Here is a 563-nt window from a genome sequence, read left to right on the forward strand (position 1 = left end):
CAGGGTGAGTGCGGCGGCCGCAGCACCGGCCAGCAGGGTCCGGCGGGACAGCGCAGTATCCACGTAGGGGCTCCTCGCGAGATGGACCGGCCCGCGACGACAGCGGGCCGTCACGGGCCGGTGCGTCAGATGGTGTGGTGTGCCTCGGTTTTCGACGCGTACTCGTGCGCCCAGCGGTAGTCGGGCTTGCCGCTGGGGGTGCGTTCCACGGTGTCGGACAACCAGATCGAACGGGGAATCTTGTAGCCGGCGAGCGTGCTGCGGGCGTGCCGTTCGACATCGCCGACGTCGAATGCGCCGGCCTCGCGGGGACGGATCACCGCGGCGACCCGCTGCCCCCACCGCTCGTCGGGCACCCCGATGACGATCGCGTCGTACACACCCGGATGCGCCTTGAGGGCCGCCTCGACCTCCTCGGCGAACACCTTCTCGCCACCGGTGTTGACGACCATGTTGCCGCGGCCGAGCAGCGTGATCGTGCCGTCCCCCTCGGCGCGGGCACGGTCGCCGGTGACGACGACCCGCTCGCCGTCGATCACCTTGAAGACCTCGGCGGACTGCAC

The 563-nt window shown here is 70.9% G+C and carries 1 pseudogene; it reads right to left on the bottom strand.

From position 1 onward, the window contains the following. Nucleotides 1-125: 125 nt before the first annotated feature. Nucleotides 126-563: pseudogene (locus I0Q12_RS33475) on the bottom strand (acyl-CoA synthetase); the annotation flags it as partial.

This window comes from Rhodococcus sp. CX, assembly GCF_015865005.1.
GTDB lineage: Bacteria > Actinomycetota > Actinomycetes > Mycobacteriales > Mycobacteriaceae > Rhodococcus.